Origin of the sequence: Bacillus sp. D7-8 (assembly GCF_052055895.1) — a bacterium.
In the GTDB taxonomy this organism is placed as follows: domain Bacteria; phylum Bacillota; class Bacilli; order Bacillales; family Bacillaceae; genus Bacillus; species Bacillus velezensis.
The window spans coordinates 3,445,812-3,472,480 of record NZ_CP179922.1; the positions used below are offsets into that span (position 1 = coordinate 3,445,812).

General features: G+C 45.4%; 28 protein-coding genes and 5 pseudogenes. 9 read left to right on the forward strand and 24 right to left on the reverse strand.

Features of this window, described 5'->3' with window-relative positions:
* Positions 1-83 precede the first annotated feature (83 nt).
* On the forward strand, positions 84-704 hold the full coding sequence (locus tag ACKTRM_RS16940) for a flavin reductase family protein (protein ID WP_012118614.1): 621 nt from the start codon (positions 84-86) through the stop codon (positions 702-704).
* Between the two features lie 154 nt (positions 705-858).
* Positions 859-1,152, forward strand: a pseudogene (locus tag ACKTRM_RS16945) (hypothetical protein); the annotation flags it as partial.
* Positions 1,153-1,162: 10 nt separating this feature from the next.
* Here the strand turns inward: ACKTRM_RS16945 and ggt are convergent.
* Positions 1,163-2,740, reverse strand: coding sequence for a gamma-glutamyltransferase (ggt, locus tag ACKTRM_RS16950; RefSeq protein WP_012118617.1), 1,578 nt, complete (start codon positions 2,738-2,740; stop codon positions 1,163-1,165).
* A 207-nt stretch (positions 2,741-2,947) separates the two neighbouring features.
* Here ggt and ACKTRM_RS16955 point away from each other — a divergent pair, with 207 nt between their 5' ends.
* From ACKTRM_RS16955 to chrA, 3 genes are read left to right on the forward strand one after another with little or no spacing between them, the layout of a single operon-like run.
* On the forward strand, positions 2,948-3,424 hold the full coding sequence (locus tag ACKTRM_RS16955; protein WP_007407537.1) for an Lrp/AsnC family transcriptional regulator: 477 nt from the start codon (positions 2,948-2,950) through the stop codon (positions 3,422-3,424).
* Positions 3,425-3,437: 13 nt separating this feature from the next.
* A complete protein-coding gene (chrB, locus tag ACKTRM_RS16960) occupies positions 3,438-4,028 on the forward strand; it encodes a chromate efflux transporter subunit ChrB (protein WP_012118618.1) in 591 nt (196 codons plus the stop codon).
* On the forward strand, positions 4,025-4,561 hold the full coding sequence (gene chrA / locus ACKTRM_RS16965; RefSeq protein ID WP_012118619.1) for a chromate resistance efflux protein ChrA: 537 nt from the start codon (positions 4,025-4,027) through the stop codon (positions 4,559-4,561). The genes chrB and chrA overlap by 4 nt, the downstream gene beginning before the upstream one ends.
* Before the next feature lie 157 nt (positions 4,562-4,718).
* Here chrA and ACKTRM_RS16970 read toward each other — a convergent pair whose 3' ends face one another.
* The 5 genes and pseudogenes from ACKTRM_RS16970 to ACKTRM_RS16990 form a co-directional block, all read right to left on the reverse strand.
* On the reverse strand, positions 4,719-5,435 hold the full coding sequence (locus ACKTRM_RS16970) for an endonuclease V (RefSeq protein WP_012118620.1): 717 nt from the start codon (positions 5,433-5,435) through the stop codon (positions 4,719-4,721).
* 40 nt (positions 5,436-5,475) lie between these two features.
* A complete protein-coding gene (locus ACKTRM_RS16975; protein WP_012118621.1) occupies positions 5,476-5,976 on the reverse strand; it encodes a hypothetical protein in 501 nt (166 codons plus the stop codon).
* 239 nt (positions 5,977-6,215) lie between these two features.
* Positions 6,216-6,604 (reverse strand): annotated as a pseudogene (locus tag ACKTRM_RS16980) (SMI1/KNR4 family protein).
* Positions 6,605-6,722: 118 nt separating this feature from the next.
* Positions 6,723-7,265, reverse strand: coding sequence for a T6SS immunity protein Tdi1 domain-containing protein (locus ACKTRM_RS16985; protein WP_012118623.1), 543 nt, complete (start codon positions 7,263-7,265; stop codon positions 6,723-6,725).
* The gene (locus tag ACKTRM_RS16990) at positions 7,266-7,889 is read right to left on the reverse strand and encodes a polymorphic toxin type 15 domain-containing protein (RefSeq protein ID WP_077411092.1); all 624 of its coding nucleotides are present in this window, start codon (positions 7,887-7,889) and stop codon (positions 7,266-7,268) included.
* Here ACKTRM_RS16990 and ACKTRM_RS16995 point away from each other — a divergent pair.
* Positions 7,881-8,491: pseudogene (locus ACKTRM_RS16995) on the forward strand (IS3 family transposase); the annotation flags it as partial. The gene ACKTRM_RS16990 and the pseudogene ACKTRM_RS16995 overlap by 9 nt on opposite strands.
* A 59-nt stretch (positions 8,492-8,550) precedes the next feature.
* On the opposite strand, the gene ACKTRM_RS17000 reads toward ACKTRM_RS16995, so the two are convergent.
* The 13 genes and pseudogenes from ACKTRM_RS17000 to ACKTRM_RS17060 all read right to left on the reverse strand — a co-directional run bounded on the left by ACKTRM_RS17000 (position 8,551) and on the right by ACKTRM_RS17060 (position 18,317).
* Positions 8,551-9,063, reverse strand: a complete 513-nt coding sequence (locus ACKTRM_RS17000; protein WP_012118626.1) for a hypothetical protein — start codon at positions 9,061-9,063, stop codon at positions 8,551-8,553.
* 20 nt (positions 9,064-9,083) lie between these two features.
* Positions 9,084-9,608: pseudogene (locus ACKTRM_RS17005) on the reverse strand (T7SS effector LXG polymorphic toxin); the annotation flags it as partial.
* Positions 9,542-10,123, reverse strand: a pseudogene (locus ACKTRM_RS17010) (HNH endonuclease); the annotation flags it as partial. The pseudogenes ACKTRM_RS17005 and ACKTRM_RS17010, both read right to left, overlap by 67 nt.
* Positions 10,124-10,283: 160 nt before the next feature.
* Positions 10,284-10,589, reverse strand: a complete 306-nt coding sequence (locus ACKTRM_RS17015) for a hypothetical protein (RefSeq protein ID WP_012118628.1) — start codon at positions 10,587-10,589, stop codon at positions 10,284-10,286.
* A 16-nt stretch (positions 10,590-10,605) separates the two neighbouring features.
* A complete protein-coding gene (locus tag ACKTRM_RS17020; protein WP_012118629.1) occupies positions 10,606-12,354 on the reverse strand; it encodes a ribonuclease YeeF family protein in 1,749 nt (582 codons plus the stop codon).
* Between the two features lie 19 nt (positions 12,355-12,373).
* Positions 12,374-12,634, reverse strand: coding sequence for a YwqI/YxiC family protein (locus tag ACKTRM_RS17025; protein ID WP_007614257.1), 261 nt, complete (start codon positions 12,632-12,634; stop codon positions 12,374-12,376).
* Positions 12,634-13,068 carry a DUF5082 family protein gene (locus ACKTRM_RS17030; protein ID WP_007407544.1) on the reverse strand — a complete coding sequence of 145 codons (435 nt, stop codon included), beginning with the start codon at positions 13,066-13,068 and terminating at the stop codon, positions 12,634-12,636. Before ACKTRM_RS17030 ends, ACKTRM_RS17025 begins: the two co-directional genes overlap by 1 nt.
* A 280-nt stretch (positions 13,069-13,348) precedes the next feature.
* A complete protein-coding gene (locus ACKTRM_RS17035; protein ID WP_012118630.1) occupies positions 13,349-14,137 on the reverse strand; it encodes a YwqG family protein in 789 nt (262 codons plus the stop codon).
* Between the two features lie 63 nt (positions 14,138-14,200).
* Positions 14,201-15,526, reverse strand: coding sequence for a UDP-glucose dehydrogenase family protein (locus tag ACKTRM_RS17040; RefSeq protein ID WP_012118631.1), 1,326 nt, complete (start codon positions 15,524-15,526; stop codon positions 14,201-14,203).
* Between the two features lie 199 nt (positions 15,527-15,725).
* Entirely contained in the window at positions 15,726-16,490 is a 765-nt protein-coding gene (locus ACKTRM_RS17045; RefSeq protein ID WP_012118632.1) for a tyrosine-protein phosphatase, read from the reverse strand.
* Between the two features lie 45 nt (positions 16,491-16,535).
* Positions 16,536-17,225: a CpsD/CapB family tyrosine-protein kinase gene (locus ACKTRM_RS17050; protein ID WP_012118633.1), complete on the reverse strand. Its 690-nt coding sequence runs from the start codon at positions 17,223-17,225 to the stop codon at positions 16,536-16,538.
* Positions 17,212-17,958 (reverse strand): YveK family protein, encoded by a 747-nt coding sequence (locus ACKTRM_RS17055; protein WP_007407552.1) that lies wholly within the window; start codon positions 17,956-17,958, stop codon positions 17,212-17,214. Before ACKTRM_RS17055 ends, ACKTRM_RS17050 begins: the two co-directional genes overlap by 14 nt.
* 215 nt (positions 17,959-18,173) lie before the next feature.
* Positions 18,174-18,317, reverse strand: a complete 144-nt coding sequence (locus tag ACKTRM_RS17060) for a hypothetical protein (RefSeq protein WP_003151259.1) — start codon at positions 18,315-18,317, stop codon at positions 18,174-18,176.
* Between the two features lie 203 nt (positions 18,318-18,520).
* On the opposite strand from ACKTRM_RS17060, the gene ACKTRM_RS17065 reads away from it, so the two are divergent.
* Together ACKTRM_RS17065 and ACKTRM_RS17070 are read left to right on the forward strand one after the other, a co-directional pair.
* On the forward strand, positions 18,521-20,131 hold the full coding sequence (locus tag ACKTRM_RS17065; protein WP_012118634.1) for an SWIM zinc finger family protein: 1,611 nt from the start codon (positions 18,521-18,523) through the stop codon (positions 20,129-20,131).
* Positions 20,118-22,892, forward strand: coding sequence for a DEAD/DEAH box helicase (locus tag ACKTRM_RS17070; protein ID WP_012118635.1), 2,775 nt, complete (start codon positions 20,118-20,120; stop codon positions 22,890-22,892). Before ACKTRM_RS17065 ends, ACKTRM_RS17070 begins: the two co-directional genes overlap by 14 nt.
* 112 nt (positions 22,893-23,004) lie before the next feature.
* On the opposite strand, the gene ACKTRM_RS17075 is transcribed toward ACKTRM_RS17070, so the two are convergent.
* The 4 genes from ACKTRM_RS17075 to ACKTRM_RS17090 all read right to left on the reverse strand — a co-directional run bounded on the left by ACKTRM_RS17075 (position 23,005) and on the right by ACKTRM_RS17090 (position 25,642).
* Entirely contained in the window at positions 23,005-23,862 is an 858-nt protein-coding gene (locus ACKTRM_RS17075; RefSeq protein ID WP_012118636.1) for a Cof-type HAD-IIB family hydrolase, read from the reverse strand.
* Complete coding sequence (locus ACKTRM_RS17080; protein WP_003151250.1) at positions 23,859-24,641, reverse strand: DeoR/GlpR family DNA-binding transcription regulator; 783 nt, start codon at positions 24,639-24,641, stop codon at positions 23,859-23,861. Before ACKTRM_RS17080 ends, ACKTRM_RS17075 begins: the two co-directional genes overlap by 4 nt.
* A gap of 208 nt (positions 24,642-24,849) precedes the next feature.
* Positions 24,850-25,191 carry a single-stranded DNA-binding protein gene (locus ACKTRM_RS17085; RefSeq protein ID WP_012118637.1) on the reverse strand — a complete coding sequence of 114 codons (342 nt, stop codon included), beginning with the start codon at positions 25,189-25,191 and terminating at the stop codon, positions 24,850-24,852.
* A gap of 97 nt (positions 25,192-25,288) precedes the next feature.
* On the reverse strand, positions 25,289-25,642 hold the full coding sequence (locus ACKTRM_RS17090) for a hypothetical protein (protein ID WP_003151247.1): 354 nt from the start codon (positions 25,640-25,642) through the stop codon (positions 25,289-25,291).
* A 172-nt stretch (positions 25,643-25,814) separates the two neighbouring features.
* Between ACKTRM_RS17090 and ACKTRM_RS17095 the strand changes: the two genes are divergently transcribed.
* Positions 25,815-26,225, forward strand: coding sequence for a YwpF-like family protein (locus tag ACKTRM_RS17095; RefSeq protein ID WP_012118638.1), 411 nt, complete (start codon positions 25,815-25,817; stop codon positions 26,223-26,225).
* Between the two features lie 47 nt (positions 26,226-26,272).
* Here the strand turns inward: ACKTRM_RS17095 and mscL are convergent, their stop codons facing one another.
* Positions 26,273-26,668 (reverse strand): large conductance mechanosensitive channel protein MscL, encoded by a 396-nt coding sequence (mscL, locus tag ACKTRM_RS17100; RefSeq protein ID WP_003151243.1) that lies wholly within the window; start codon positions 26,666-26,668, stop codon positions 26,273-26,275.
* Position 26,669: the final 1 nt, after the last annotated feature.

Below are 26,669 nucleotides of genomic sequence, written 5' to 3' on the forward strand. Positions count from 1 at the left end.
ATGCAGCCGGTTTTCTTTTGTTGTGTTTCCGAATTTTCTTTCTGTATAATCAGGTCATACGATAAAGAAAGGCGGCCGAAATCATGCATATCTTACGAGCAGACGAACTGAACGCAAAAGACACTTACAAATTGCTTTCGGGCACAGTCGTTCCCCGGCCGATCGCATTTGTCACGACGCGGTCATCCATCAACGGCGCCGTAAACGCGGCGCCCTTCAGTTTCTATAACGTTGTCTCCGCAGAACCGCCGCTTCTGGCCATCTCAGTCAGCCGCGCGGACGGTCGGCAGAAAGACACCGCGAGAAACGCACTCGCTCATCGGGAATTCGTTGTGCACGTCAGTGATGAGTCCATTATTGAAGACATTAACAAAACGGCGGCAAGGCTTGATCCTGATGTCAGTGAACTTGGCATGACAGACCTTTCTGTGACAGACAGCGCTTGCATCAGCGTTCCCGGTATAAAAGAAGCAAAAGTGAGGTTTGAATGTATACTCGAACGCCATCTTCCGTTCCAAAATGACAGCGGAGAAACGACGACAGACCTCATCATCGGCAGAGTCGTTTGTTTTCATTTGAATGACCAAGTATATGACGCCGATAAAGGCTACATACGGACAGATGAGCTGAAGCCTGCGGCAAGGCTCGCGGGGAATGAATACGCCAGACTCGGGAAGACATATACGCTTGTCCGCCCGACCTGAAGCAGGGACCATTATAATAGAAGAAACTAGTCAAAAAGACCCCTTTCGAAAGGGGTCTTTTTTGAGTCTTTTACCATGTAACTCAGCCTAATGTCTTATAGAATGCCGAAACTTACCCGTATGAAACGAGTGACACATTTTTAGGAGGCAGACGATGGATTTCATTCAGTTACTGATTTTTTCAGCCGTATTTATTTTGCTCAGCCTTATGTTTCAAGTATTTGCCGTCAAAGTTCTCAATATCGATTAATCGAAATCACACTGCTTATTACGGGCATCGCAGCGGTGACTTTTTTCAATGAAATGTACGTATTTGCGGGAGTTGTTTCTATTTTGCTGCAGCGGCATAATGGAATGGCGGCACCGGCGGGAGGAAAAGCAATATGTGTACGATTCGTTTTACGCGGGTCTTTCTGCCGCGCTTGGCGTGCTTATTTTTTTCATCAGTCAGCGTAGCTCTATACTCCTGCGGCCGCTCCGTCGCCGCGCGGGTCGGTCCCGCCTTGGAGAAAGCCTTCTTCATCAATGACGATCGCTGCCGCATGGCCCATAAGCCCGTCAAAATCACCAACGGTCTCGACGCGGTGGCCGCTCTGCCTTAGGGCTTCTCTCGTTTCAGGGCTGATTCTGCTTTCAACCCTCAGCCCTTCATACTCCTCTCCCCATGTCCGTCCCCAGACCCAGCGCGGCTCATTGATCGCCTGCTGGGGGTCCATTTTGTAATCAATGATGCGCGTAATCATCGCTGTCTGAGTTTGCGGCTGGCCTTCCCCTCCCTGGGTTCCGTACAGGATGTGAGGCTTTCCTTCTTTACAGGCCATCGCCGGCATGAGGGTGTGGAACGTCCGCTTGCCGGGTTCAAGTGTATTGACATGGGATTCGTCCAACGAAAAAAATGACCCGCGGTTTTGCAGCAGAATGCCCGTCTCCCCCGCTGTAACGGCAGATCCGAACTCGAAATAGAGGCTCTGAATAAAGGAAACGGCATTTCCTTCCGCATCGGCGACGGCGGCATAAGCTGTGTCGCTTCCGACCGGCCGGCTTACCGCCGGCGCAGCCACGTTACCGATTTCTTCCGCAAGCTGCTTTGCATACCGTTTATCAAGCAGCCGATCCAGCGGAATATGAGAAAATGCCGGATCAGTCAACACTTCATTCCGGTGCAGAAAACTCTTCTTCAGCGCCTCGATCAGCAGATGATAATAGTCAAAGGAACCGTGTTCGATCTGAGAAAAATCATAGTTTTCCAATATATTGAGCGTCATTAAGCCTGTAAAGCCCTGTGAATTCGGCGGAGCCTGATAGATTTTGCACCCGCGGTAATCGGAGGATACCGGGTTCGTCCACTCGCCGCGGTGGGCTTTAAAGTCATCAAGTGTCAGACGGCTGCCGTTGTTTTGCAAAAAGGATGTGATGCGTTGAGCGAGGTCTCCTTCATAAAAAGCGCTTCTGCCTTTCTCGGCAAGCTGCTCCAAGCTGGCCGCCAGATCCTTTTGGACAAACCGTTCACCGGGCATGGGCGCTTTTTTGTTTCTCGTAAAAATGGCCGAGGTGTAAGGCATCGAGGCTAAAAGAGCGAGATTGCGTTCTGTGTGGGCGCACTGGTCGGCGGACACCGGAAATCCGTTTGCCGCATAATCAAGAGCTGGCTTCAGCACCTCAGCGAGCGAAAGACGCCCGTACGCCGAAAGCACGGCATCCCAGCTGTCCGCCATTCCCGGAACGGTAATGGCGCTTTCTGTCCCGCGCAGAGGGATCGCTTCTCTGCCCCGATACAAGTCTCTCGTCACATGCTTCCCTGAACGGCCGCTTCCGTTATAAGCTTTGATTCGTCCCGTTTCTTTATGGTAAGTGAGCCAAAATGAATCCCCGCCAAGGCCCGTCATATGCGGATACACGACTGCCAGACAGGCGCTGACCGCCACTGCCGCATCAAACGCGTTTCCGCCCTTTTCCAGAATGCCGGCCCCTGCCTGAGAAGCGAGATAATGCGGACTGACGACCATTTGTTTCGTTCCGATGGTTGAAGTATTCATGGCAAGCCCCTTTACAAATTTTCTCAATTATAAAAAGCGGCTTCGCGGCCATCCACATTCCTGAAAGAAAATCTCACACACTATTTACTTTTCGATAAGAAATAATTCTAAGTTATTACGTATCGAAAACAATAAAAAATTTCTCCCTTCATACCGTAACGTTTCATGATACAATAATGTCTACCAAATGAAGGAAGGTGAAGCGGGTTGGAACATGAATACAGCATTCCGAATCTTGTCCTTGATGAAACGGATAAACAGATTCTTTCGATTTTGCACGAGGAAGGGAGGATTTCCTATACAGACGTAGGAAAGCGGGTTAACCTGTCGCGAGTGGCGGTTCAGCACCGCATTCAGCATTTACTCGATGCCGGTGTGATTGAAAAATTCACCGCTGTCATCAACCCGGCGAAAATCGGCCGCCATGTGTCCGTGTTTTTTAATGTGGAGGTGGAGCCGCAGTATTTGGAGGAAACCGCATTAAAGCTTGAAAAGGAGCCGGCCGTGACAAGCCTTTATCATATGACCGGACCGAGCAAGCTGCATATGCACGGTATTTTCGCAAATGATCAGGAGATGGAAGAGTTTTTGACAAAACGGCTCTATACGCAAAAAGGCGTCGTCAGCGTCGACTGCCAAATGCTGATTAAACGGTATAAAAGCAGAACGGGCATGAAGCTGTAAGGAGGACATAGCCATGAAACATCCCTATTGGGACATTACGGCGGCGATGGTCCGAACGGGCATTTTCGGATTCGGAGGCGGACCTTCCGTGATCCCGCTCATCCGCCATGAAGCCGTCAATAAATACAAATGGATAGATGATGATGAATTCGGAGAAATATTAGCGATCGCAAATGCGCTTCCCGGACCGATTGCCACAAAAATGGCCGCGTATCTGGGCTTTAAGCTGAAAGGCACGTTAGGCGCAATCGTGGCAACCCTTACCCATATTCTGCCTACATGCCTTGCTATGGCGGGCTTGTTTGCGGCTGTCAATGTCTTAAGCCACTCAGCAATTGTTGCCGGCATGATTGGCGCCGTAACACCGGTAATCGCCGTCATGCTCGGCATTATGGCGTACGAGTTTGGCCAAAAAGCGCTTAAAGGTTTCGGCTGGGTCACGGGCATTCTGTTTTTTATCATCGCTTTTATCGGCCTGCAAACGTTACAGATCAATCCCGGCTTTGTCATTATTATTTTCTTAGCATACGGCGCGTTTCATTTTAAATTGAAAGACAAAATCACAAATAAACGTTCAAAAGATAAAGGAATGTCGGCCTCATGATCATGATTTATGTATTTATGGCGTTTTTTGTCGCAAACGCACTCGGATATGGAGGCGGACCGGCGTCAATCCCGCTGATGTTTGAAGAAGTCGTCAACAGATACAGCTGGCTCTCAAACGATCAATTCTCAAATATGCTCGCGCTTGCGAACGCATTGCCAGGCCCGATCGCCACCAAAATCGCGGCGTATGTCGGCTACAGCGCAGGCGGGTGGCCCGGGTTCCTGATTGCGCTGATCGCCACCGTCGTACCGTCGGCGCTCGCATTGATCGTCCTCTTGCGCATCATTCAGCGCTTCCGCCAATCTCCCGTCATCAAAGGTATGACGCTGTCCGTCCAGCCTGTCATCGCCGTCATGATGCTCATTCTTACCTGGCAAATCGGCGCAGACAGCATCAAAGCGATCGGCTGGGTTCAAGCGATAGTGATTGCGGGGATTTCCCTCCTTGCCTTGACAAAATTCAAGATGCATCCGGCCTTCCTGATTATCGCGGCGTTTTTGTATGGAGGGCTTGTGGTTCCTCATTTATAAAGAAAAGCACCTGGACAGGTGCTTTTTGTTTCAGTCCCGATATGTTGTTCGATATAGATAACTGTTTCTTCGTCTATGCTTCTTACATGTGATTCCTGTCATCCTCCCAGATGGCCTGATCAATAAAAAACATTTGCAGCCTCCCGGACTGCAAGTGTTACACGTGATTTTTCCGATAAAACGTTCGCAAAACATGCGTTTCAAGGTCAGCCAGACGGACAGGGATCGGCAGCCTGCTGTCTCGATTGATCATTTTCATTGTGATCTGATAGCTGCTTTCTAAATCAATGTTATGTCCGCAAGACAAGAAGATAGGCTTCACGTCCCGCCGTGTCCGAAGCGCCCGGCCATATACCTCGCCGTCAATGAGAATATCGGTGTAGGCGCCGACTTCATTTTCGGGCATCTCAAAATCGCAGCCTTTGATTTTGAGATAGGTTTTCGCAATCCCAATTGTAGGCTTACCCAGAAAAAAAGCCGCATGGGTGGCAACGCCCATATGATTGTAATGCAGATACCCGTTGCCATCAAACAAAAACACATCCGGCTCCGCCTCCAGCTTTTCGGCCGCTTCAATGATCAGCGGCAGCTCGCGAAACGCAAGAAAACCGGAAACATACGGCACGCTGATTTTCCCCATGCTGTGCACTTTTTCAATCACTTCTTTTGTATCAGCGTCAATCACGATGATACTGCATACGCCGTACGGTTCCCCGTCCTGCTCCCAATAAGCGAGGTCGACGCCTGCGCATGTGTTGACGGAGTCTGGATGGATGACGGGGGATAGGTTGATTTTATGTATTAGGGATTGTTGTGTTCGAATAAAATCCGATTCATCATTTAGATCAAAATCGTGAATTTGATGTATTTTCATTTCATTGGTTTTCCTCATTTTCATTTCTAAAATCGTCTTTTCAGTTCAAGTTCTTCATTTCGATATACAACGCAATAAAACTTCCATAAGGATAATCTCCATCCCAGCCACATGGAAAATAGCCCGCTTTATAAATTTTGAAAAGTTTTTCAAAAAAATTGTCTGTTTTCCCGTTTACTGCTCTATTTATTGCACAATTATTCAGATCTGCTACGATCTCTTCAAGAAAAGTATTAAATTCAGTCGTAGCACTTCTGACATTTTCCGAAAAAATTTTCAGAAGCATGTCTAGGTTTTGTGGTTTTTGATCATCGTTTAATTCATAAAATTTTCCCCATACCTCACTCATCTCGTTTTCTTTTATATCTTTCCACGCATATTCATCTTCACCAATTACATCTTCGTAAGCATAGTACTTAGCTTTTTCTTCATCATTAATAATTTTAGTAAAATAAGAGATATCATGTGATGCAACTGCTTTAAAGGTTTTGGAAAAATCAATAACTTCTTTTACCTGATTATGATAATGTCCGTATTTCATTACTTTATACACCTTTCCTAAGTACAACCGTAGGGTTACCAACTCTCCGGTAACCGGAACGCAGCCTAAAGCCAAATAAATTATTCAGAATTTACAAAACAGAAAACAACAATTCACCTATAAAAAAACCTTGAAAGGCTTCAGCAGCCATCAAGTTTAATTAATTTTTCTAACCATTCCCTCTTATAAGTCTAATCCTCAATTAAATCAATATAATATTCGTTATCATTGAGGAACTTTTAAAAAAAATCCTCTAACGACTCAGCTATTTGAGTGTCAAAATAAAATATTGGATTGTTTTCTAATTGTAAATCTATAGAAATATAAACACCCTCGTTTACTTCAAAAAAATAAGTTTATTTTCATCATCATAAAGTTCATCTAAATCTGGGTCAAACTCAAAAATTCCTTCTCTTAGTCTAATGTCGGCTACTGCCCCTGGCCCCAATATCCTATTAATTGCATTATCACTTTCACCTTTAATAAAACCATAACCGACTTCTAAATATAATTGTTTTAAATCATTTGGAATATCTACTTTCATTCTTTGTTCAGCTTTTAATATATCCTCTTCAGGTACCTTATATGTTTTATTTTCTAAATGATTTATAAATTCAAATTCAGCCATGAACTATTTTTACCTCCTTGGAAAGCAAACATTCATTTTTCGTTCAGCTATTCCTGTTACATACAAAGAAGCACTTGATGCCTTAAGTGCAAATCAAGTGCTTGTCTTAACACCAATCCTATTCAATTGGGCCCATAAATTCAGTAATAATAAGAATATGTTCTCTTAATTTTACCTTTTCTAGATTCTTTACTTTTTCAGATCCACCTAAACCTAGTAAAGGAGTGTATCCGAAACATTCGTCATAATCAGGTTTACCGTATATTCTACTAGCTTCAGGATAAGGTTCCCACATTAATTCATCATTCATAAAATCATTATCTTTTAAATCATCAAAAAAGAAATCAAATCCAGATGAAACAACATGAACATGCCCTTTTCTAAAATTTAATAAATTAACGTATTTATCTTTTTCCCATACTATAATATCACCCATTGAGGTGGTGAAAATAGGAATCGCTTGCTCGTACCTCATATAACATCTTTCTAAGATATCTAAATACTCGTCTGGGTTAATAACTTTTAAAAAACCGTTTAATAATGTTCCCAAACCATATTTATCCCATACTTCTATCAGTTCTGCAGGAAGTTTGTCTTTATATCTTAAAGTAATTCTTTCATCAACTGTATCGTATTTAATATAGTTCTCAAAGGTATCCAATTAAAATGCCCCCTTTTGATATTGGGTCAACTTTACATTCAAATAAGTATTCTTTATTTCTGCAGGTGACATATTCTCTGCCGTTTTCCTAATTTGCTCATCAACAATATCAATTCTATATTTCCATTGTGATCCTAAGGAGGAATTAACTCTTTTATCCCCTAAACCACCAATACTGTCTGCCCTTCCTCCAGCTATTTGATCTGGATTGTGAAGCGCTGCTTGTGTGTCCATCCAATCTGAAGCTTGTTTAGTCGCATCAGCTCTTGAGAGTCCTTGCTTTCGTAGTTCAGCAATTTTATCTTTAAGCGCTTCTTGTCTAGCCATTTTTTGAGCAGAATTTCCTTCTATCGCTCTACCTTTAGCAATATATCTTTCTCTATTTTTCAAATATTCGTTAACTGTTAATTCGTTCATTCCTTTTTCTTGATTTTTTAGTTGTCTTGCAAATTCTTCAGGATCATGTTTTATATTTCTCTTAAAGTTCACTTCAATTTCACTTATTCTAGGTACATCATCTAAATGCCTTACATTACCCGTACCCTTGGTGCCTTTACCACTACCCGCCATCTTCACAATCCCAAGATCTTTCACAGCTTTGGTTTTCACATCAGCATGAATCATAAAACGGTTCAGCGCATTATGCAGAAGAATCAGTGGCAATGCCGGGTTAAGGTGAAAAAGCGCAAGAAGAATGGGCAGCCATATGCCGTGGCCGAGAATATATTAGATCGAAACTTTCAGTATGATCGCCCTCTGGAAAAGCTAGTAACGGATATCACATATTTGCCTTATGGGCAGAAACAATTGTACCTTTCCAGTATATTGGATTTATACAATGGAGAAGTGATTGCTTTTACGATTGGCGATAGACAGGACACAGACTTTGTCTTACACACACTTGATCAGCTGCCCGCACTGCCAGAGAACTGCCTGTTACATAGTGACCAAGGTTCTGTTTATACATCTTATGAGTATCAGAAAGCTGTTAAAACAAAAGGCATTACCATGAGCATGTCCCGCAAAGGGACGCCCGCTGATAATGCCTCCATCGAATCGTTTCATTCCTCACTAAAGTCTAAACGTTCTATCTTAACATTGATCGAACTACGACGGCCATCGTAGAACGCACTGCCATAGAATACATTCATTATTATAACAATATTCGTATTCAAACGAAACTAAACAGCCAATCGCCGATACAATATCGGCAATTGGCTGTATGAAGGTGTTTTGATCCCTGTCTCAAAAACAGGGGTCAGTCCCAATATAACTACCTGCTTTTTTAGTTAAATTTATTACTAAAGTTAATTTCTTTTACAAGGATAGCTTCGTTTCCGTACTCTTCAATGTCGGCCTTTAGCCAACCGCTTTCCTCTTCTCTATATTTATGAAATCTAAGTGTCGCAAAACCTTCATCAATACTTATAATCACAACAAATTTATGCTCAGGAAATTTTTCTTTTAAATGTTGTTCCCAACCGTCTACTACCTGAAACGCATAAAGTGAAATCTCTTCATCAGACAAATCACTGTTGTCTAAATAATCGTTTATGCGGAGCTCATTACACGATGCTTCATACCCCGTTTTATCCCCGTACATTTTCAAAATTCTATTCCAATTTATCGTTGTATTATCAGTTAACTCATACTCTAGATCTAGAATATAGCAATCGTCTACTTTAACTATATTAGGTGAAATAATATCCTTTAATTTAGATAGGTCAACTTTATTTGCATTACTCCGATCTTCAAGTCGTTCTTTTAGTCTTTTCATATTTTTATTTGTATATTCCATATATAATCTTCACTCCTATACTAAAATACAGGATCCTCACCTAAAAATTTCAATCCCTTATTTATAGCTTTCTGAACACTCTTGTCTTTAAGTACTTTTTGAATTTTGCTAGGTGCATCTTCACCTGTTTTTTGGTCATAAAACTTTTTTGTTTCTACATCAAAATACCATTTTTTATTACTTGGCTCGTGATAGTGAATTTGACCTTCTCTTTGCCCTGGATTTGGGTTTTCAATGTCTATTCTTTCTGTCTTCCCATTTTGCCATGTTGTCTTACTTGCAATTTGAGTTCCATATTGACCGAAAAGTTTCTTACTATTCCCGCTACCACTACCAGCCACCTTCACAACCCCAAGATCTTTCACAGCAGTCGTTTTTACATCAGCATGAATGATTGGGAAAGTTGCGCCATCCGGTGTGACAGTCTTGTGGACACGAATCTTTACATTCGTCGGTACTTTGAATTCTTTTACTTGGTCTAGAATCTTTTTCCCTTTTTCAACTTTTGATGCTTGTGGCGATTTTGCAAGCGGTATGCCTTTGTTTCAGGTTTAAAAGCTCCTGCGTTTATTTCTCCTACACCACCAAGGTGTCCGAATTCACTATTTATTTTTGTTGGCACAAGTTGCATTGTTTTAACATCATTTAATTCATGCCATGTTAATTTATTTTTTTCTCGATATTTTTTTATATCTCTTGCACTAATTTTACCAGATTCCATCCCAAATTGACTTGCTAACTCAGGTGAGCCATTAATTTGGTCAGCTAATTTTTGATCTGATTGAACAAAATTAGCTCGTCTTGCTTTCCCCCCATAAGTTCCTTTTCCTCCAAGCATATAGTTGATTTCAACTTGTGCTTTTGCAATTGGTGAAAAATCAGGAACTCCATTTTTATATTGAATCCCTTTTACACCAGCCTCATCTAATATGCTTTTCAATTTAGGGTCTGGTGGAGGTTTAAGCGTACTTAAAGATTCTCCCCTAATTCCTTAAAATTCAATCTTTGGATTGATCTGTGCAGGTGTTTGATTAATCCTTGATTCATACGATAGGGCATACATTTTAAAGTTATTTGTACGCACTTTATAATTTGGTAAAACATCATATAAGGCTTATAAGGATCACCTCTACTCTCTAAATAGAAAACAGTTTATTCGGCACTCACCCCCACTAAAAAAGCCTTAAAAGAAAATAAAAATCTTTTAAGGCTTTTCATTACTAGAGGTTATTGATTTTGTCTTTATAAACTTTTAAAATTGTTGTGTTTAAATCACTGATTTCTGAGAAATGCCATTCAAACGTCGTTAGAATTCTATGAAGTTCAAATAACATTTTCTCTATTTCATCACCATCGTTCTTATCCAATGAACCAAAATTGTTTAGTATAATATCTAAATCTCTAGTTAACACCCTAAAATCCTCAAGGTTCTCGTACTGTTCATCTAAATCTTCTTTATTTACAATATTAATACTTGAATTAAGTTTATCTAGTATGTCCAATATTCCTTCTAACTTTTTATCCATATAAATTCCTCCACTATTATTTCCACCCCTTAACTACTCGTCCAAGTGCTTTCTTAGTCTTGTCAGGGTTTAAAGTACCATCTAAATTCAATACGTATTTCACATTTCCCGTCTTATCTATTACTTCTAAATGGTCTTTGTGTAATGCGTCAAGATAAACTCCATAACCCTTTTTCAGATATTGGTTATCAGTTTTCTTTTCCACCTTATAAATTGATTGTCCATCGTACTTTACTTTTGATTTTGATAAGGAGTTACTTATTTTTTTTCCAAATTCCATATCAAAAAACTCATTCATATTTGAAACAGGTTTAACAATACCCTTAATACCTTTACCACCACTAGCCATCTTCACAACCCCAAGATCTTTCACAGCAGTCGTTTTCACATCAGCATAAATGATTGGGAAAGATGCGCCATCCGGTGTGACAGTCTTGTGGACACGAATTTTTACATTCGTCGGTACTTTGAATTCTTTTACTTGGTCTAGAATCTTTTTCCCTTTTTCAACTTTTGATGCTTGTGGCGATTTTGCAAGCGGTATGCCTTTGTTTACATGCTTCGCCAGCGCCCCGGCTCCAACCAAACTCAGCGCAGCTTCCAGTGCCCCTTGCTTCCGCTTCTCCTCGGACACTTTGTTTCCGAACATATCCCGGCCTGTGACGGCTTCGGTGAATCCGTTTGAGGCGACAAGGCCGTATGCGCCCATTTCTGTCATTTTGAGAATGTCTAAGGATTTTCCGGTTTTATAGGCATCTAAAGCATGTTCTGCGGCAATGACGGTTTTTCCGGTTTTGTAAATGGCTTTTCCGCCTTTGAAAGCGCGGCCCGCCCAGCCGACGACCGGTATGAATCCGGCGGCGGCCATCGCTCCTGCTGTGACGCGTTCTGCGGTGGAGAGCTTTTCTCCGGTCACCGGATCAACACCTTCGGCTGCTCTTTTATAATCATAATAGCCGGTGACTTCGCCGGTAAAGTTGCAGATGCCGTCCCATGTTTTTTCGTACCATGGTTTATTGGCTTCTTCTTCAGCCTTTTCCTGAAGCCGTCTTGCTTCGGCCTGCTGGGCTTTTGCGTCAATATAGTCCGTTCCCTGTTTTTCTGTCGCCGTGACGCTTTTGTAGATTTCATTGCTGTGGAAGGCTTTTTTGTCATAGTACATAGGGGATGCGCTTTTCCCGTTGCTGGTGGCCTGCATGAGAACAGAATATTTGCTGAGCACGGCGTTGTCCAGAGATTCTAAGTTTTGATATTCAGCAGTCAGGGATTCATCAAGCGTATCGACTGCCGTGATCGTGTCACGTCTGGTTTTCTGGGCATCGCCCATTTTATCAGCGTAATCATCCAGCGTATATGTGTCGAGATGAATAATATCGCTGATGCCTGACAAAATTGAATCGATTTCTGCTTTATGAGCGGAGACAATCTCTGAAGCTTTCAAATCCGCGTTGGGCAGCTCATGCTCCAAAAATGAAGTCTCCACATATGTATCGCTGAGTTCTTGATCTTTAATGTCACCTGAAATGCCATTTAAAAACGCAATTTGAGCAGAGACAAGCGTCAGCCAGCTGTCGGCGATTTCCGCTTGTCCCTGAAAAAAATCTTTTATATTGTCTGCGCCTTTCCCTTTCAAAGCATCACCCAGATCGGCCACGCCTTGAAAGGCTTGTTTGAGCGCACGCAGCTGCTCTTCAAGGGCTTCGTATTGTTTCTTTCTCTTATCTGCTTCGTCCGTTAACGATTGTGATTCAAACACTTTGCTCATCGGCAAGTCCTTTCTTTCGTTATTTTACGGCGATCGCCTCGTCCTGTTCTTTCAAAGAATCTACGTTGTCTTTAACGTCCGCGATATTCTTATGAACGGCCTGCTTGTATTCGCTGATCATCGATACAAGCTTTGCCTCGCGGGATTGGTACTTGGAGGTATAGTCGAGCTTGTTTTTTCCGTTTGAACCGGCGTTCCCGATCGAAACAGCCTCCAAAGCGCTGCTGACGGATTCAAGCTGCTTCATGACGGCTCCGTATTTGAGTTTTATTTCTGCCATTAAAACCAACTCCAGCTTCTTTTGATTGATTGTATTTTTTCTCCGACCGTGTCAAGGGCTTCTTCTCCCAGCGTCAGCAGGTGCTCTGCCTCTCTCGCGATGCTTCTGGCGGCAAGGAGCCCTCCTTTTTCAATTTCAAGCTGTGTCATCTTTAAGCCGATTCGGTAAATATAACCGTCGTATTTGTCTGTGACGATTCTGTATGCTTCTGTATGGGCCTGATCGCGCCGGTCATCAAATTCTTCAGCAAAAGTGCCGGTCCAATGATGGTCCAGGTGCGGCCTGAGGATGTCCCTGATTTCAGATACGCCCTCTTCCTGCAGAGATTCTATCTCTCTTTTCGCTTCTTTTAATTTATCAATTTGGTGTTCAACCTCGCCCAGTTTATGGCTGATTGTGCTGTTAATATGGCTTAATGTGCTTGAATGGCTCATCTGTTTTCACCTCGTCTTACGCAAAAAGTCGTACAAAAAGCACAGACTTTTCCATACTATATTTCCATATATTATATTTTAAAATAGACAGAAAGCAGCTTAAATAGGTTAAATGACTTATTTTCAACAGCCGAGATGCTCATCATTAACGCCAAAAGACTCACATAAACGGCATATCCATTCATCGATCTCCTCTATGTATCCATGATAAATTCCCTAAAAAAAAGGAGACAGTGATTAACCGTCTCCTTTGCCTTGTATCATGATCATCATAATGTCGTTAACTGCAGTCCCAGTTGTACAAAACGTTTGAGAAATCTTTTCTCTTCAAATCTTCCGGTCTGATAAAGAAATTGGCGATTCCCACATCTCCCCACATCGAATCAATGTCATCATCTGAATCAATTTGCAAAAGCAGAATCGTATGGTTTTGATGGGAGTAAGACCGCGGATCTTCCTGGGTGAAGGACGCATAGCCGCCGATTTTATGGCCGAATGCGTTCGCCGTATATTCGTCATACACCTCATCGTCAAACTGCTCGAAATAGTCAAAGGCATCCATCCCGGCATACTGCCTGAATTGAAAATCAGACGGGAGCACCCATTCAGCAGACAGCTCAGGGGTGATCAGCGCTTCTGATTGAATCGGAAAATCGTACGCCTCTTCAACATGAACGAAAGAAAAATCATCCATGAGCTCCGCTTCTTCTGCTGTCACATGTTCAAAATATTTGACGCAGAAACCCGTTTGCGCGCACCCGTCGTCAAAATTCAGACCGTATACGTCATCACTGACCGATATGTAAAACTGAAGAATGCCGGTGTCCGGAAAATCAGGGAGTCCGGGCATATCCGCAAAATTGATTTGAGCGAGAAGCTTCATCGGCCTGCCGCTTTCATCTTTAGGATATGGTTCATGTTTCGGAAAATAGGGGTCTCCGGCAATTTTACTGTCATACCGCCCCGTTTCAGCTTTTTTGACGTGCAGTTTGATAAAGCGCCGTGCTGACGTTTCCAGCAGACCGCGGGATGATTCCATTTGCTTCGGCAATTTCCATGTTTTTTCCACGATAAATATCTCCTTCGTCTCTAATGATTGTATGATAAAAGGCCGGCGCGGTCCGCCGGCCTTTCAAGTGACAGAATCAGTCTGAGGCACGACGGCTCTTCTTCCGATTGAGATATATTCCACGCCCGCCTGTTCCGCTTCCTCAAGCGAGTGGCAGTTTCTCCCGTCGAAAATAACCGGGGTTTCCATCAGCTCTTTGTACGCTTCAAGCGGGAAGTGTTTAATTTGTTCCCAATCTGTCAGAATCAGGACGGCATCCGCTCCCCTGACGGCTTCTTCTATGGACTCCCGATAGGAAACTTCAGCCGGAAGCAGCCCGGAAGCCCGGAATGAAGCGATCGGATCGTACGCTGTCATCCGGGCGTCAAGAGCCGCCAGACGATCTGCAATGACAATGGACGGGGCATCCCGCATATCATCTGTATTCGGCTTAAAAGACAGCCCTAATAACGCGATGGTCTTCCCTGTCACACCGCCGAGCCTGTTCAGCACTTTATCAACCAGCATGGACTGCTGGTTATTGTTGACTTTAATGACGGACTTCAGCAATTCAAAATCATGCTCCACATGTCCCGCGATCTGCACGAGGGCGTTTGTATCCTTCGGAAAACAGGAACCGCCGTAACCGATGCCGGCTCTTAAGAATTGATTGCCGATCCGTTTATCCAATCCCATTCCGTGTGCGACTGATTCCACATCCGCACCGACTTTTTCACATATATGAGAAATTTCATTAATAAAACTGATTTTTGCCGCTAAAAATGCGTTTGACGCATATTTGATCATCTCAGCGCTTCTGATGTCCGTATGATATACCGGAATCGCAAGCGGCGCGAAAACCCGGTCAAGCGTTTCCCGCGTCTGCCGGTCTTCAGCCCCGATCACGATGCGGTCGCCGTGAAAGGTATCGTGAATTGCCGAACCTTCACGGAGAAATTCCGGATTCGAGGCGATTGAAATGTTCACGTCCGCTTTCAGCCGTGAATGAATAACTTCGCTGATCCTGTCATTCGTTCCCACGGGAACCGTGCTTTTTGTCACGACGATCGCATCTTTACAAATATGTTCGGCAATCCGTTCGGCGACATTTTCAATATAAGTAAGGTTTGCGTGCCCGTCTTCTTTTTGCGGCGTTCCGACCGCTATAAAAATAACGTCAGCTTCCGCAAGCCCTTTTTCGTAGCTCGTTTCAAATGCCAGCCGATGCCGGCCGATATTTCGTTTCATCATATCTTCAAGGCCCGGTTCAAAGATAGGGGACAAGCCCTTTCTCATCTGCTCAACCTTACGTTCGTCAATGTCTATGCATGTTACGTCATGGCCGATTTCTGAAAGAGACACTCCTGTCACAAGACCGACGTAGCCTGTTCCGATCACTGTTATTTTCATCGTGTTCCCCCAACCGTTTAGAAATTGCTGCTGGGCAGCTTACCGTTATTATCATATGATCCCGGCGCCGGCTGAATGCCGGAAGCCTGAGGTCATGATAGGAAAAAACGGCGCCGGCCGCTGATAATAGCATAAGCATAAAAGAATCATCTTGCAAAACAGCCGCTTACGCTTCATTTAAACGGGATGGAGACGACGATTAAAAAAGACCCCAGCGCTTACGGCGGGCCACAGGCAGCGGAGGTTCCTTATAAACGGCTTTGTTTTCAGCGAGAAGCGCCGCATTTTCCGTGAGCATGTAAATCAGCTCCGCCCCTGCTTCTTTTTTCAGAACGCCGAGCGCCTCCTGATAATAAAAATTTCTCGGTCCGAGATTATGGGCGTCAGATGCGAGAAAGTGGATCAAATTCGCTTCAATCAGCTGCAGCGAAAAGGATTTCGCTTTCCGCCCGAATGCTCCGGCAATGCAGCCGGCCGTCACTTGGGCGACCGCGCCTTTCTTCACAAGACTGTATAGGACGGAAGGGTTTTCGCGAATTTCCCTGTTCCGCTCCGGATGGGCGATGACGGGGACATATCCGTTCAGCTGCAGTTCATAAAACAGCCTTTCAGCGTAGGCCGGGACATGATCCGCCGGAAATTCCGCCAGCACATACTTTGTATTATGGAGCGGGACAAGCGAGCCGCTTTGAAGACCTGCCAGCAGATCTCCGTCTGTTCTGATTTCCTGGCCGGGCAGAACAGTCAGCGGAATGCCTTCCTTATTCAAACGTTTGTTTAACAGGCTTACCGCTTCGTTGACCGTATGCCGGTCCGTGTCATAGCGGTATTTCACATGATGCGGCGTCGCGATGATCGTATCAATCCCCTGTCTGACCGCTTCTCTCGCCATCTTCAGGCTTTCTGTATCATCCGCCGCGCCGTCGTCTATGGAAGGAAGGATGTGACAATGGATATCTATCATATTTCAATCCCTCCTTAAAAAGAATGGACCGCGCCCATTATGACATTATTGTCCGTAATAGGCGTAGTCCGAGTGTTTCGTTTGTTTCTTCCCGTTCATCACGGCCCCAAGGAGCTTGCACGGGCAGTAATCGAGCGCTTCTTTCGCCTTGGCCGCTTTTTCCTTGTCCGTTTTCCCGCTTGAGATCACCATAATGGCCCCGTCAGTGTAGCTGCCTAATATTTTCGTATCGGCTACGGCCAAAACGGGAGGCGTATCCAAAATCACCTTATCATAAACTTCGGCGGCTTCTGACAGAAGATCTTTCATGGCACCCGTCGATAAAAGCTCCGCCGGATTGGGCGGGATCGGCCCGCTCGTTAAAATATCCAGGTTTGCTTCATCAGCCGGCAGGACGGCTTTCTGAAACGGCATCTGTTTTAACAGCAGTGACGTTAATCCGGTTCCGTTATCCAATTTGAAGGTGAAATGAACCGTCGGTTTGCGCAGATCCGCATCAATTAAAAGCACTTTTTTCCCCTGCTGTGCAAATACGACGGCAAGGTTGGCCGCGGTTGTCGATTTTCCTTCTTCCGGACCGGCGGATGTGATCAAAAGGGACTTCACCTCCGTATCAACGGAAGAAAATTCAATGTTTGTGCGGATCGTGCGATATTGTTCTGAGTTGATGGATTTCGGCTCAGACATCGCAATCACGCTTCGTTTTCCGGGTTTGTCTTTTTTACGCGTCAACATGTCCGCCCCCCGCTTGTTTGGTTTCCGCCATCCTCAAGTTTTTGGCAACGCTGTCTTTAGTACTGATTGAAGTAACCGTTCCCAGGATCGGGATGCCGAGCAGCGATTCCAGCTGTTCTTCCGATTTGATCGTATTATCCAGATGTTCCAGCAAAAAGGCGAGACCGATTCCGCCCAAAAGTCCGGCGGCAAACGCAATCGCGATGTTCAGCTTACGGTTAGGCTCTGCCGGTGACTGGCTGTCCGCCGCTTCGGCCTTTGAAAGGATGCTGACATTATCCACGTTCATAATGGCGGTGATCTTGTCCTGAAAAACGGCTGCAACCGCATTTGCCATAACGGCCGCCCGCTTAGCATCCGTATCCCGCACGGCGATCGTCACGACTTGTGAATCCTGCTCGCTGGACACCGTGATTTTCGATTCAAGTTCTTTCGAAGTCATGGACAGATGCAGCTGTTTAATCACCTCATCGAGGATGACCGGACTTTTGATGATGACATTATACGTGTTGATTAATTGGAGGTTGGTTTGAACATCATTGAATTGGACTTCTTTTTGATTGTTTTTGGATTGGCTGACCAAAATTTGAGTTGAGTTTTCATAGACCGGCGTAAGAGCGAAGAAACTGATGAGTCCGCCTGCGGCAGATGCCGCCGCGGTAATAATAAGTATAAACAGCAGACGCTTTCTCAGTATTGCGAATATTTCCTTTATGCTTGTAGATTCTCCCATATAACCTCCATATCACTTTCCGCGTATTCCCATTCCCTCCAATGATCTTTTCCAATTACGATTATACAGTTTTAAACTGTCATTTCTAACCTTTTCAAATGACAAAATTCGACAAAAATAGACGATCACTTCAATCTGTTTTATCTTTGTAAGCGCTTTAAATACTGGTGTCACAGGAAGATTAAAAAATCCCGCGGCCAAGAGCCTGCGGGATTTTATGTTGCATATCCATTTTTAATATAAGAAATCAAATTCTCAAGCATTTCTTTTGTGGTCATCTCAGAGGACTGCTCACCAATGTCGTGCGCATGCATTAAAATCTTCAGAAACTCCTCTTGATCTAACTTCGTTTTCTTCATCATTCGTTTCCTTTCGGCTTCCATTAAATTGAAAACAAGATTATTATATGCTGTCGGGTGCTGTTTTGCAATCTCTAATACATCATTCGACACATTCGGGTTTTTATGTCCTTTTTTAGGAAAAACTTTTTCCGGGCCATGTGTTGCGATATAATAGAGGAATTGGAATCTTTTTATTTTGTGACTCGTTAGGAGCGATAATCATGCTTCAGGATATGATTGCTAAAGAAGATGTGCTCGCAGCGGCTGAACAGCTTAAAGAACTTCTTCCTTACAATGAAGACAATGTTCAGCTGATGAAGAAAGCACTCATTTTATATCGGCAGGATTCCGTCTATCGTATACAGGTTCAAACCCCGACAGAGATTTCCGCATATGTGCAGGATGTTGTGCCTGTAAGGGTCACGCTGAACTTATTTTTCATGGTGAAAAGCGGCTGCGCATGCCCGTCTGAGGCGATCTGCCGCCACGTGCTGGCCGTTTTTCTTTACGTATATGCCCAATTCGAGCGGGTCGGTACCTTTACCGAACATTGGCTGGAAAGAGAAAAGCTTGAGGAAAGCAGGGAGCTTGTCCGCCGGCAGTTTCAGGAAAAAGTGCTGCCGAATGAAGAGTCGCTGTCAAGCTGGCTCGCTTTTTTTGATTCGGAATTCTCGCTGTGGGAGGCGCGGACGCCGGCCGGAAGCCAGACGATGCAGGGCCTTTATTACGGCTATCTGTCAGCGCTCAAAAAACACACCCCGAAAAAACCCGAGCTTAAAAGCTTGTATCAGATTCATTCGGCGCTTGCCGTCTGGCTTCACATGTTCACTTTGATTGAGTCAGGCAGATTGGATGCCGAAAAAGATTATTACAGCATCAATCCATACGTGGAACAGCTGATGGATACGATTTATTCCTCCATTGACAGACTGAAAACGTACGCTTTGTCTTTTTCACTCGATCCCTTTTTAGACCGGACGCCCCCGGTGCTCCGCAGACTGCTTGTGAAAGAAGAGCTTTTTCAATACGAACGCCTCCGGGTATTCGGTGAAATGTGGAGCGCGCTTTTGAACCGGCCGAAATGGGTCGCGCGTGAACAGGAGATTCTCGAACAGGAAAGCGGGCGCCGTTTTTCGCCGGAATTGCGGTTCGGACGGCTTCATCTGGCCTTTTTGCAAAAAGATGATGAAGCGGTCTTCCAAGATATGTCCCGCTTCCCTCCTGAAGCGCTGCCGTATACCTTTCAATGGCTCGGTGAACTCACCGCGAAAAAAGACTGGAAACGGCTGAAAGCATGGTATGGCCGGATCGAACCGCTTGCCGTCAACTATACGAAGCTTGATAAGCCGTTTAAAGAAATGCGCGACATTATCGGAGAGCTGTTTGCGCTATTGGCGGATTATGCGCGGCACTCACGGGATGATCAGCTGTTTGAACGGTTTGCTTCCGGCTGCCTTCCCTATACCTTTACCGAATACAGCCAGTACCTGTACGAAAAACGACGGTACGCGGAGTGGGTGGAGATTCACAGCCTCGTCGGTTTTTCCGTCTGGGAAATCGAAAAGGACATCCTGAAGGAAATTGCCGCCAGTGATCCGGAAGCGCTCATCCCCTCCTATCACCGGGCGGCGGCCTTTTTTATCGACCAAAAAAACCGCAGCGCCTATAAAGAGGCTGCGCGCCATCTGAAAAAACTGCGGACGCTTTATAAAAAGGCAAAAAAACAGCAGGTATGGGAGCGGTATATCAGCCGGCTGAGCGCAAGCTACAAGAGGCTGCGCGCCCTTCAAGAAGAATTGCAGAAAGGAAAGTTGATTGATGGCGAGTCTTAAGGAAATTTTCATTCATGTAGAACAAATGGAAGATTGGACATTTACGCTGTCAAGCCATGATGAGAAGGAGCAGCCGCTTACTCTCAGTCAGATGAAGACTCATTTGTTCCAATGGCATGAGTCCACCTTTTACGGAACGTTTCTTGAAGACGTCAGCTTCATCGGCACCCCGGCCGTTCTGCTCAGCCCGTGGATGACCGTCGAGCTGCTCGGAAAAAACTCGTTCAATTCATTCAGCACCGTGCAGCTGACAAAGGAAACGGAACCGTTAATCGAAGCGGCTTCGACGATATACGAATTTATTGCCGACGGCGATTTTCTTCCGGATTATGAGGCTTGGCAAAATGGTGTCCTGCGCTTCAAAGACCGCGAGCTTTTGCTGGAAGGCTTTACGGCAGACTGGTTCTCAGCCGCGGTCCAGGACTACATTCAGTACAATGATGACCTGCTGGAAAAATGGCGGCGGATCGAAACCCGCTCACCGGCCGTTCATACGTTTAAAGGCTCCTTTTTGGATGAAGATGATTTTCTGGAGGGAATCGGCTGGCATGACGATCTGACGCCGTTTACCGTCGGGCTCCGATTAAACGAGCCTGATTTCGACGGTGACGACTGGAAAATCGAAATGTTTTTACGTGAGAAAAAAACCGGCTCCATCACCTTTTTTGACGGACTGAAGGGACTGAAAAAAGCGTGGCAGGCATACAGCGGAAAAATCGCGCGCGAACAGGACCGCTTCCGCAGAACGGTTCCCTGGCTTTCGTTTGATTCAGGAACGACGCTGATTTCTGAAGAAGAGGCTTGGATCTTCTTATCGGAAGCGAGTGAGACGCTTGTCGATATGGGTGTGGAGATTCTTCTCCCATCATGGTGGCAGATTGTCCGGGACAGCAATATGATGCTCAAGGCGAAAGTGTCATCCTCCCCGCGGGGCGAGTCCTTCGTCGGCATGAACGCTCTGCTTGATTTCAACTGGAGATTCGCCACAAACGGAATTGAGCTGACAGAGGATGAATTCAATGAGCTTGTCGCAAACAACAGACGTCTCGTCAACATCCGCGGCCAATGGGTGAAAATTGATCCGCAATTTATTAAACAGATGAAAAAACTGATGGAAAAAGCGGAATCTGAGGGCCTCCACATGTCCGACGTGCTGGCGCGCGAACTGATGGATCACGGGGAAAACGGAGCCGAGGACACAGACATCATTGACTCATCGGCATTTGCCGGGATCAAGATCGAATTATCAAAGCAGCTCAGAAGCCTGATCCGCAAACTGACGGATGCCCGGGATCTGCCGGAGCATGAAGTCAGCGCCGCGTTTCAGGGCCAGCTCCGCCCTTATCAGATGTACGGCATGAACTGGCTTCTGTTTTTACGGGAAAACGGCTTCGGCGCCTGTCTCGCAGATGACATGGGACTGGGAAAGACGATTCAGATGATCGCTTATTTTCTCCATGTGAAGGAAAGCGGCCGGCAAAAAGCGCCTGCCTTAATCATTGCGCCGACATCGGTGCTCGGCAACTGGCAGCGTGAGCTCCAGACCTTCGCGCCGCAGCTGAAGGCCGTGCTTCATTACGGCCCCCGCCGGCCGAAGGGGGAAGCATTTGTCCCGGCCTATCAGGACGCGGATGTCGTTCTTACTTCTTACGGCCTGTCGCACGCCGATCAGGAAGAGCTTTCTTCCGTGACATGGAGCACCATCTGCCTTGATGAAGCGCAAAATATTAAAAACGCGCATACGAAGCAGTCCCGCGCGATCAGAAAGCTGAAAGGCGTCCATCATATCGCGCTGAGCGGAACACCGATGGAAAACCGCCTGACAGAGCTTTGGTCGATCTTTGATTTTATGAACAAAGGCTATCTCGGCAGTCTGACCGGCTTTCATAAACGCTATGTGCTGCCGATTGAAAAAGACCGTGACGAAAAAAGAATCAACCAGCTTCAGCAGTTAATCCGGCCGTTTTTACTGCGCCGGACAAAACGGGATGAAGAAGTGGCGCTTAATCTTCCTGACAAGCTGGAACAAAAAGAGTTTATCCCGCTCTCAGCCGAACAGGCATCCCTTTATGAACAGCTTGTCAAAGATACATTTGAACATATGGCTTCTCTGACCGGGATGCAGCGGAAAGCGCTGATTCTGAGCATGCTCGGCCGCTTGAAGCAAATTTGCGACCATCCTGCGCTCTATTTGAAGGAAGAACAGACAGAGCTGTTAAACGGGAGATCCGTCAAACTGGAAAAGCTGCTTGATTTAATGGCGGTGATCCGCGGACAAGGGGAAAGCTGCCTCATTTTCACCCAATACATTCAGATGGGCAACATGATGAAGCGCCTCCTGGAAAAAACATTCGGAGAACCGGTTCAGTTTTTAAACGGAAGCCTGTCCAAGCAGGAACGCGATTCTCTCGTCGAACGGTTCCAGAAGAAAGAATACCCGACGCTGATTTTGTCACTGAAAGCGGGCGGAACCGGCTTGAACCTGACGGCTGCCAATCATGTCATTCACTATGACAGGTGGTGGAATCCGGCGGTGGAAAACCAGGCGACCGACCGCGCCTACCGAATCGGCCAGGAACGGTTCGTCCACGTTCACAAACTCATTACGACGGGAACGATTGAAGAAAAAATTGATGCCATGCTCGAAACGAAACAAACGCTGAACGATCAGATTATCCAAAGTGAAAATTGGATTACCGAGCTGTCATCCGCTGAGCTTGAAGAATTATTCACCCTCAGCGCATCGGCGCAATCACATTAAACGCAAAAAGACCGGCTCTCTCAGAAGAGCCGGTCTTTTATGTCGTCCTTACTGTTACGCCGCATTTGCCATGAATGCGTCACGCCAGTCATGAACAGTATCGCCATACCTTTCACAGTAAATTCCTGATCATATGCGCAACGCCGTTTTGATCATTTGTCAATGTAACGGCATCAGCGATCTCTTTAATATCTTCTCTCGCATTCCCCATCGCTATGCCTTTTCCGGCCGCCTGAAGCATTGAATAGTCATTTAAGCTGTCACCGACCGCGGCGGTTTCAGCCATCGGAATGCCGAGCTTTTGCGCCAGCCGTTTGAGCGCCTGCCCTTTAGAGGCGTTTCGAGACGCCAGTTCAAAGTTGTGATCGGCAGAGCTGACAAGGGTGAGATCTTTCTGACCGCTGAATCGGTCCCAGCCCGCTTTCAGCTTCCGCTCATCAAACGAAAATCCGAGAATATTATAAAAATCCAGATGCTCTTCTTTCTCAAAGAGTTCACGGTATGAATGAATGTAAGCAAAGCCGGACTGGCTGTACTGCACTGAAGCCGCCTGTTCCAAAACGGAAAGATCGGTTTCCGGATTTGCGCTTTTCACCCGGTCCATTTCGATATCGAGCAGCTGCCTGCCGGTTTCAGGCGTATAGATGGCTTTGTTTGTAAACACCTCATAGTAATATTGATTCTCTTCAAGCCAGGACAAAATGCCGCGGGCTCTTGTTTCTTCAATCGCATCACAGTGGTACAGGCTGCCGTCAGGAGCATGAATGGCGGCTCCGTTTGCGCTGATAATCCATGTTTTTATGCCGAGCGGTTCGAATATGGAGTGCACGTCAAAATGCGCGCGTCCCGTGGAAACCACGATTTCAATTCCCGCTTGCCAGGCTTCCCTTAAAGCCCGCTCATTTTCATCGCTTACTTGATGACTGCTGTTCAGCAGTGTGCCGTCCAGATCTATGGCAATCAGTTTCACATGTCCTCATCCTCTTCTTCAGATTCAGTTACAAGCAATTCTACGCCGTGCCGGTCGAGCAGATCGCAAAAATCCTGATCAGGCAGCCGATCGGTAATCAGCAGGTCAACCTCGTGCAGGTCTGCATACTGATAAAAACTCGTACGGCCAAGCTTGGAGTGATCGCTCAGCGCAATCACCTGTTCCGCCTGTCGGATCATTTTACGCTTTACCATGCCATCTTCTTCATGCGGAATCGTCAGGCCGTTTTCCGAGATGCCGACAACGCCGATCAGCACCTTATCGGCGTGATAATCCCCCAGTTTTTCTACGACGGAAGCCCCGTATAAAAACCGGTGTTCCTTCTGGAGCTTTCCGCCGAGCAGGTGAATATCAATTCCCTCTTTTGCGGAAAGGATATCGGCCTGATTGATCGAATTTGTAATAACAGTGCAGCCGGTGACATTTAAATGCTCCGCGCAGGCCTGCACGGTTGTCGAGGTGTCCAGAATGATCCGGTCTCCTTTATGGATCAGGGATGCGGCCAGCTTGCCGATTTTGTTTTTCTCTTCAGAAACAGTTTTCAGCCGGCCCGAATAGCCAGGAACCTCCTGATTCACCGACGGCAGAATCGCGCCGCCCCGTGTTCTGATAATGGCCCCGCGCTCTTTCAGCTTTACAAGGTCCCTTCTTGCGGTATCTCTTGAAATATGAAGCAGCGAACATATCTGTTCAGCGGTGATCCGCCGATGCTGTTTCAAATATTCCATTATCGCAATCAGTCTTTCTTCTTGATACACGTCCTCATTCCCTTTTTCGTCACTTATCTGTAAGTAATTATAAGTTTTTATCCCAATATATTCAATGTTTTTAAGTATTCATAAGCGAAATCACTTCTTTTTAACCATTTTTTAGCTCCCGCACAAAAAAACCAGTCTTTCGACTGGCGAGTGGGAAGGAGGTATTGCGGGGCCCGCTGAAAGGCGGGAAATCGAGGAAAAAAGAATGCTATTCAGCCAGCGGCTCTTTCTGTTTTTGATCCATAAACCGAACGGTATCAGCCATGACCTCGGTCACATAAACTTTTACGCCGTCTGTCTTTTCATAGCTTCTCGTCTGGATTCTGCCGCTTACACCGACCATTGACCCTTTTTGGCAGTACAATGCCGTGTTTTCAGCGTTTTTTCTCCAGATGGTACAGTTGACGAAGTCGGTTCCGGTTTCACCCGACGCGCTTTTAAAATTGCGGTTTACCGCCAACGTAATATGTGCGACGGGAATGCCCGCTGCTGTAAAACGGAGCTCCGGGTCTTTCGTCAGCCGGCCGACAAGCATAACGTGGTTAAACAAGCCGTATCCTCCTCTCTTTTTCGAGGCTGGCTTCATTGTAGTACAAGGGCTCGTGAAAGCAAAAAGCGGATAAAGCCGTTATTCGTTCAGGCTGCTCTTATGTTTTCGTTTTTCTTTCTGATAAAAAAAACTTTTGTTTTTGACCGCTTATGTAATATGTATTTTTGAGCAGCCGCGAGAAAAGTTTCGTTTTGAGCCAGTCTTTCTCAAACATGCGGACAAACTTTCCGCCGTCCCATGCGAACCAGTAAAAACTCAGCTTTTTATCAGTCAGTGAAAGCTGAATTTTATACTGTTCCATGCGGTCTTTTGTTTCATATAAAAAGACGACATTTCCCCTTCTGTTAAGATGCACCTCACAATCTTCCTTTTTGCATACCAAGTAGGAATGATCGTCTTTTCGCCTTGAACCGTCTTCTATATAGATTTCCTTCAGGCGCAATTGATTCATAAGCATCTCTCCATGACCATATTCTTTTACATTATAATGAAAAAATAGAAATGATTAAATGTTGACCGCCTACAAAAATGATGAAGCATGTCTTACAGCATTTTCCCGGGAAAAATGATATGTGTTATAATAAATGAACGAAAAACATGGACAACAGGGGTGAAAATAAGAGATGAAAACCTTTAAACTGGTTGATCTGAATGTGGAACGTTTAGATAAAGACGATCAGCCGATTGAGCAGTTTCCCCTTTTAGACGGATTGATTATCAACAAAGAGGACGGAGAAAATCATTGGTTAATTGAAGCACTGGTCCCGGCCGAACACTTGTCTTTTTTTGACATGCTGATGAAAAGCCAGAAAGAAGCGAAGGTGTTTGTAACGATTACGAAAAAAAGCAACCGTCCCGCCCAGCTGACGGGAAGCATCAAAAATATCGTCGAGCTGGAAAGAAGTATACAAGTTTTAATTTACGGTCAAATGGTGTCAAGAAATCACCCCGGATCAGAAAGCATTCTGGAGTCGCTCGTGAAAGAAGGCTACTCGGGCAGCCGGCTGATTGAAGCGTTTAAACAAAAATTATAATCATATGAAAAAGGCCGGACGTTAATCATCCAGCCTTTTTTTGTGCCCTAGTCATTGTGAGGAGCCCGCTGTTTCAGCAGATCTCTGATTTCAGTCAGCAGTTCTGTCTGCTGATCTGTTTCCTCGGCTTCTTCAGCCTCTTCTTCTGCTTCTTTTTTACGTCTCAGCTTGCCTATTGTGCGGATCACGATAAAAATAGAAAATGAAATAATGAAGAAGTTCACAATCGTTTGAATGAAGCTTCCGTACTTGATATGAGCATCACCGAATGTCACGGCCAGCCCTGAAAAGTCAAGACCGCCAAGAAGCAGTCCGACCAGCGGCATGATGATGTCTTCAACGAGCGACGTCACGATTTTGCCGAAAGCGCCGCCGATGACGACACCGATAGCCAGATCCATGATATTGCCCCGCATCGCAAAGCTTTTAAATTCTGACCACATC

Bases quoted from the DNA above. Each gene is read 5' to 3' on its own strand.
- ACKTRM_RS16940 (WP_012118614.1), top strand. From the start codon at position 84: ATGCATATCTTACGAGCAGACGAACTGAACGCAAAAGACACTTACAAA.
- ggt (WP_012118617.1), bottom strand. From the start codon at position 2,740: ATGAATACTTCAACCATCGGAACGAAACAAATGGTCGTCAGTCCGCAT.
- chrB (WP_012118618.1), top strand. From the start codon at position 3,438: ATGAAACATCCCTATTGGGACATTACGGCGGCGATGGTCCGAACGGGC.
- chrA (WP_012118619.1), top strand. From the start codon at position 4,025: ATGATCATGATTTATGTATTTATGGCGTTTTTTGTCGCAAACGCACTC.
- ACKTRM_RS16970 (WP_012118620.1), bottom strand. From the start codon at position 5,435: ATGAAAATACATCAAATTCACGATTTTGATCTAAATGATGAATCGGAT.
- ACKTRM_RS16975 (WP_012118621.1), bottom strand. From the start codon at position 5,976: ATGAAATACGGACATTATCATAATCAGGTAAAAGAAGTTATTGATTTT.
- ACKTRM_RS16990 (WP_077411092.1), bottom strand. From the start codon at position 7,889: ATGATTCATGCTGATGTGAAAACCAAAGCTGTGAAAGATCTTGGGATT.
- ACKTRM_RS17000 (WP_012118626.1), bottom strand. From the start codon at position 9,063: ATGGAATATACAAATAAAAATATGAAAAGACTAAAAGAACGACTTGAA.
- ACKTRM_RS17015 (WP_012118628.1), bottom strand. From the start codon at position 10,589: ATGGATAAAAAGTTAGAAGGAATATTGGACATACTAGATAAACTTAAT.
- ACKTRM_RS17020 (WP_012118629.1), bottom strand. From the start codon at position 12,354: ATGAGCAAAGTGTTTGAATCACAATCGTTAACGGACGAAGCAGATAAG.
- ACKTRM_RS17025 (WP_007614257.1), bottom strand. From the start codon at position 12,634: ATGGCAGAAATAAAACTCAAATACGGAGCCGTCATGAAGCAGCTTGAA.
- ACKTRM_RS17030 (WP_007407544.1), bottom strand. From the start codon at position 13,068: ATGAGCCATTCAAGCACATTAAGCCATATTAACAGCACAATCAGCCAT.
- ACKTRM_RS17040 (WP_012118631.1), bottom strand. From the start codon at position 15,526: ATGAAAATAACAGTGATCGGAACAGGCTACGTCGGTCTTGTGACAGGA.
- ACKTRM_RS17045 (WP_012118632.1), bottom strand. From the start codon at position 16,490: ATGATAGATATCCATTGTCACATCCTTCCTTCCATAGACGACGGCGCG.
- ACKTRM_RS17050 (WP_012118633.1), bottom strand. From the start codon at position 17,225: ATGTTGACGCGTAAAAAAGACAAACCCGGAAAACGAAGCGTGATTGCG.
- ACKTRM_RS17055 (WP_007407552.1), bottom strand. From the start codon at position 17,958: ATGGGAGAATCTACAAGCATAAAGGAAATATTCGCAATACTGAGAAAG.
- ACKTRM_RS17060 (WP_003151259.1), bottom strand. From the start codon at position 18,317: ATGAAGAAAACGAAGTTAGATCAAGAGGAGTTTCTGAAGATTTTAATG.
- ACKTRM_RS17065 (WP_012118634.1), top strand. From the start codon at position 18,521: ATGCTTCAGGATATGATTGCTAAAGAAGATGTGCTCGCAGCGGCTGAA.
- ACKTRM_RS17070 (WP_012118635.1), top strand. From the start codon at position 20,118: ATGGCGAGTCTTAAGGAAATTTTCATTCATGTAGAACAAATGGAAGAT.
- ACKTRM_RS17090 (WP_003151247.1), bottom strand. From the start codon at position 25,642: ATGAATCAATTGCGCCTGAAGGAAATCTATATAGAAGACGGTTCAAGG.
- ACKTRM_RS17095 (WP_012118638.1), top strand. From the start codon at position 25,815: ATGAAAACCTTTAAACTGGTTGATCTGAATGTGGAACGTTTAGATAAA.
- mscL (WP_003151243.1), bottom strand. From the start codon at position 26,668: ATGTGGTCAGAATTTAAAAGCTTTGCGATGCGGGGCAATATCATGGAT.